The following is a 4907-nucleotide window of genomic DNA, read 5'->3' as shown; positions in this document are numbered from 1 at the left end:
TGCTGCCGCTGATGCCGCTGCTGATGCTGCCGCTGATGCTGCTGCTGATGCTGCCGCAGAAGGTGGCTTGAACGCGGCATCTTCATCTAGGCTGAAAAACCTAGCTCTAATTCTAGCTGGAACAGCACTAGAGAAAGCAAATGAAGCAATTGCTAATGCATTGAAAAACAGTAACAAACCCAGTAGTGAATCAACTCCATCTACATATTGGAGTGCCCTTAAGACAGAAATGCTAAAAACGTACCCATGTGATGCTGCCGCTTCTAGTGATTGCCCTAAAGTAAACAACGCGAATCAGCGTGATGCTCAGGAATACATGGTTTTGTCTTATGCTCAAAACTTGGGTAAAAAAGACAATAATGCTGTAGATGCGGTGACTTTTGAAAAGAGCTGGGATGCGGGAAATCAAAAAGCGCTTAAAAGTGGTCTTAGCAACGTAACAAATACTGCGGGAATTCCAAGTATGCTTGATTACATGGGCAGCTTTGATATCTCAGGTAGCCCCTCTGCAGCAGTGGCTGTAATTGCTGAAGCTAATGTTTTCAATAGTGTAGCCAGCTTTGAGTTTACCTAAATAAGCCATCTAGCGAGCGAAAGACAAAATGGATTCTAATCTATATCAATATCTACAAGATGGCAAAGTGCTGATGGGGTTTCCCTCTATGAGCGTACGCCTGATAGAACATGATAAAATGTCTGAGCTTGCTACGGAGTCTACCTTTGGCAGCGACGCTATTAATAAGGTAGGCTCTATTAGCAAGTTGATTACAGCAATCGCTGTGCTTATTTTATGTGATAATCAACAGCTAGAACTCGACGCGCCTGCAACAAAGTACTTATCTTACCTAAAAAAAACCCACTGGGCTCAAAGTCAAAAATCACCAGTGACCGTAAAAGATCTGTTGATGCATACAGCAGGTTTACCTAGAGGTGCTTTTATTGGTTCTTCCCCAAGTGAAGAAGAAATAGCAGCAACCTTAAACAATAGAGACCTCATGTCACTTGGAAAACGTGACAGTAACCCGATTAAATATTCAAACTTGGGCTTTGTTTTATTAGGCCAAATTATTGAGCTGGTTACTCAGACGCCTTATACGCTTTTTGTTAAAAAAACCATCTTTTTGCCGCTAGATATGAAAAGTACAGGCTTCGGCGTACCTGAACCTGATTTGATATTTGCTAGGCCACATCAGCTGTCCTGCTTTACTAAGGCCAGTAAGTCACCGTTTACATGTGAACCAATGCCCTTAATTAGTACGCCGCCGTCATCGTCAGATATGCATTCTAATACGCGTGACATCATGCAGCTACTTCAATGCTTAATTACAGGTGGAAGATGCAATGGAACAAAGTTATTAACTGAAATCAGTCTCAATTTACTGTTTACTAGCCACAACTCTATTGACAATGGCATTTCTCGGGGTATGGGGTTACTGTTTGCTAGCTCAAAGCTGGGAAATTTAGTATTTGAAGCAGCTGAACACTTAGGCCATAGCTGTGTAATTTATATGGTGCCAGAAAAAGGCTTTGCATTGGTCGCTATAGTCAATAGAGCCTCAGCTGGAGATGAACTGTTTCACATAATAAATGAATTTGCCAGTCATTACTTAACACGAAATACAGACGTAAAGCTAAGTCACTCCCCTGCAGATAAAAACGCTTTAGTAGGTGAGTATTTCGATCACCAAGGTACCACATTAAAAATTGTACTAAAAGAAGGCGAGTTAAAAGCGGCTGTTGGCACTGACGTTTTGTCTCGAGTTATCGCTAAAGGTCAGCGAGGGTTAATTACAGAAAATGGTAGATTGGCAAAATACCCTTGGTCTATCCAAACGTCCGGTGGCACTACTTGGATTAACGCTGGGCCTCATCAGTTTTGCCAAAGTACACACACCGCCTTTGAGCGCCATTCTGGCAAAAACTATGACGCGTTAGTGGGTGTATATAGCAATAATCAAGTTGGTCGCATCGCTATCTATAGTCGAGGTGGTCAGTTATACGTCGCTTACTCCCCGTGGAAAGAAGCACTCCTGAAGAATGTTAAAGGAACTCTATTTAGACAAGTCGGAGGGCCTTTTCCCTCAGAGCTCGTAAAGTTCTCTACCACATTGCAGCAACTGACTCTATCTGATCATTCATTCTTAAAAACAACTGAGGTTTACTAGTGGCATACTACATTGAACTATTTATACATGGGTTAACTAACCTGTTTATTATAGTAATTTTGTTTTGGTTTTTTTTCTGGGATTGTGAACGACACAATGCCATACGACGTTATTTCATCCCTAAAGTGTACCGGCCATTCGCTTGGATAGGCTTAAATGTTGAGTGGACTATGTTTACACCAGACCCCCCCATGAGAGACATGTGGCCAATGGTAGTTTTCACCCACGAAGACGGTTCAAAATCGAACTGGGAACCAATCCCTTATAACGAACTAAAAATTTGGGAAAAACTAAAGTATAAAAAAGTTTTGAAGTTTTATTTTCAAGTCACTGCAAACAAGGCTGACAAACAAATAAAACGCGATTTTATTGAATATATACAACGCACTTACAAAAGCAGGGTCAAACGGACCAAAATAGAGCTTTTCCGCATCGTTCACGACACACCTCCAATTGAAGCGCAGAGTGAAATTTTGGAGGCTAAAAAAGAGCTAATATTTACTTTTCATCCATACCTTGGTGAGGACTAAACATGCCTATTGAAACTTTACTTGAAGCGTGGAACAATTTTTTCTTTGCTCCAATCTCTGTTTATCCGATCGCGGTATTTCGCATTATTTTTGGCTGCGTGTTATTGACTGATGCCATATATTTGCAAAACCGAGCAGAGCTTTATTTGGGGCCAGCAGGCCTGACTGAATATAATAGATATGTTAAACGAGCAGGTGGCGTATCAATGTCTTTGTTCTTATATTTACCGGGAACAATGAGGTCTGCACAGCTCATTATGGCTGTTCACCTCACTGCCATCATCATGTTGATTATAGGTTTTTTAACACCGCTGAGTGCCGTACTCGCATATATTACCACGCGTTCAATTGTAAGTCGTACCGATCATTTAACGAATGGAGGCGATGCAGTGGCAAAAGTGATGTGTTTCTTGCTTATTTTTACACCATGCGGAAATACGCTGTCACTCGATGCTCTGCTATTTAATCTACCCGAAAACTTAAATAACTCTCCTGCCGAGCAGGCTCCTTGGGCACAAAGATTGATGCAGATCCAGCTGTGTTTTATATACTTCAATACCATGTATTGGAAATTGAAAGGTAAAACTTGGCGAGAAGGTACAGCTATTTATTACGCTGTGTCCAATGATATGTATCGACTGTTTAAGTTTCCTAACTTTTTACTCAAGAAATCTTTGGTTCAGATAATGACCTGGGGAGTTCTTATCTTTGAGCTATTACTGGCACCTGGTCTATGGATCACAGAGTTGAGTCCTTGGTTTGTCGGCGGAGCGATGTTAATGCATTTGAGCTTTATGATTTTCCTGAATATCCACCTATTCAGTCTGTATATGATGTCTGTACTTATATTGTTTATTAGCCCCGCAGTCATAACATCTGCAATAAGCTTAATAACATGACTAAATTGAAAGCTTGGTCTCACAGGGAGTCACCTGAAGTGCCTAAATTTAAAGATTCTGGCTGCATAGTTTTTGTTGATGGGACCTGTGGTGCATGCTCTAAAGGCGCCCGCCTGATTGCCAAACTTGACAAAGATGAGGAGTTTCTGATTTGCCCAGTTGGTAGCCTACTTGGAAGTAGTGTTTTACGCCACTACGGACTATCTCCTGATAATCCTGAAAGTTGGTTATATCTAGAAAATGGTAAACCCTACTATTCAATGGAAGCGATTATCAAAGTGGGTGAGCGGCTTGGCGGGTTAGGGAGTTTATTGACAGTTTTGAGGATATTACCTATTTCGATGCAAAATAAACTTTACAGATGGATAGCCAAAAATCGCTATCGCATGATGGGAAGGACTGATATTTGCACAATCACAGACCCAGCCTTGCAGAAGAGGATAATCGAGTAGCTCAATTGCATCAACCTGCTTTCTTAGACTATGTTAATTAAGTTGGACGCTCCTCCCTTTGATCGGATTAATCTAAAGACAGAACTTCATTAGAGATATTGGAGTTTCTATTTGAACCTTAGCTATAAATTATATTATGCTAAGATTTTCTTAGTATCTAACCTATAATTGTACTAAGGATATTTCATAGGTTGGATCTTAAGAAAACTTGAAGTTGAACTCTGTTAATGATCAAATAGTTACGCCAATAAAAACATGACCAAAAACAGAGTTCACATGCAGATTAACCAAGTTTCAAATCAATTAAAAGCCCTTATCTCAGAAAAACACCTCATTGAGCTTGCAAAAACCTCCGGATTTCAAGTTCGACACCGTTGCCTGTCGATCGTTTCTCTGCTCAAAGCTGTGTTCAAAAGCTTATCTTGCCTGCAAGACGCTAACTTGTCAGATATCCATCAGAACCTGCGAACGCAGGCCAATTGCACGATAAGTTATAAACCTTTTCATAATCAAATTCGAAAACCTGCCTTGACTGAGCTAGTCCGTGAACTCGTTATTCAAGCGATGTCTAAATTGACTGTAAACACGCTGGATAAAACCTTTTTTACCCAGCGAGGAATATTGCGAGTGTTATTGCAAGATGGCTCTTCATTTGCTCTACATGATGAATTAGCTCCGGTTTTTGCTGGTCGCTTTACTGCGATAAGTCCTGCCGCAATTGAGTTACATCTTACTTATTGTTACCAGCAATGCAAAAATGATCCACTTCAACAATTGAAATCTGATCCAGTTAACTTAACACTGGTGCTTTTGGATAAGCACCATGATTTCAAAAGAAGAGTTCATGAAAATAAAAGTCTT

Annotated in this window: 5 protein-coding genes and 1 pseudogene; all 6 read left to right on the top strand. The window is 40.6% G+C overall.

Annotated features, from left to right (window positions below):
- Positions 1-574 (top strand): hypothetical protein (locus tag H5200_RS22715; RefSeq protein WP_182762754.1); only part of this gene is annotated, 574 nt, incomplete at its 5' end.
- A 28-nt stretch (positions 575-602) separates the two neighbouring features.
- Positions 603-2165 carry a serine hydrolase gene (locus H5200_RS22710; protein ID WP_182719592.1) on the top strand — a complete coding sequence of 521 codons (1563 nt, stop codon included), beginning with the start codon at positions 603-605 and terminating at the stop codon, positions 2163-2165.
- Between the two features lie 170 nt (positions 2166-2335).
- A complete protein-coding gene (locus tag H5200_RS22705; protein ID WP_220497054.1) occupies positions 2336-2695 on the top strand; it encodes a hypothetical protein in 360 nt (119 codons plus the stop codon).
- A 2-nt stretch (positions 2696-2697) separates the two neighbouring features.
- Complete coding sequence (locus H5200_RS22700) at positions 2698-3594, top strand: HTTM domain-containing protein (RefSeq protein ID WP_182719594.1); 897 nt, start codon at positions 2698-2700, stop codon at positions 3592-3594.
- Positions 3591-4046 carry a thiol-disulfide oxidoreductase DCC family protein gene (locus tag H5200_RS22695; RefSeq protein ID WP_182719595.1) on the top strand — a complete coding sequence of 152 codons (456 nt, stop codon included), beginning with the start codon at positions 3591-3593 and terminating at the stop codon, positions 4044-4046. Before H5200_RS22700 ends, H5200_RS22695 begins: the two co-directional genes overlap by 4 nt.
- A 276-nt stretch (positions 4047-4322) precedes the next feature.
- A pseudogene (locus tag H5200_RS22690) lies at positions 4323-4907 on the top strand (hypothetical protein); the annotation flags it as partial.

Source organism: Pseudoalteromonas sp. SG43-7, from assembly GCF_014164295.1.
GTDB classification, from domain to species: Bacteria; Pseudomonadota; Gammaproteobacteria; order Enterobacterales; family Alteromonadaceae; genus Pseudoalteromonas; species Pseudoalteromonas rhizosphaerae.
The sequence above is the reverse complement of the archived record's forward strand: the minus strand, read 5'-3'. Positions and strand labels throughout refer to the sequence as shown.

Excerpts from the sequence above, each read along its gene's own strand:
- H5200_RS22710 (WP_182719592.1), top strand. The coding sequence starts at position 603 with ATGGATTCTAATCTATATCAATATCTACAAGATGGCAAAGTGCTGATG.
- H5200_RS22705 (WP_220497054.1), top strand. The coding sequence starts at position 2,336 with ATGTTTACACCAGACCCCCCCATGAGAGACATGTGGCCAATGGTAGTT.
- H5200_RS22700 (WP_182719594.1), top strand. The coding sequence starts at position 2,698 with ATGCCTATTGAAACTTTACTTGAAGCGTGGAACAATTTTTTCTTTGCT.
- H5200_RS22695 (WP_182719595.1), top strand. The coding sequence starts at position 3,591 with ATGACTAAATTGAAAGCTTGGTCTCACAGGGAGTCACCTGAAGTGCCT.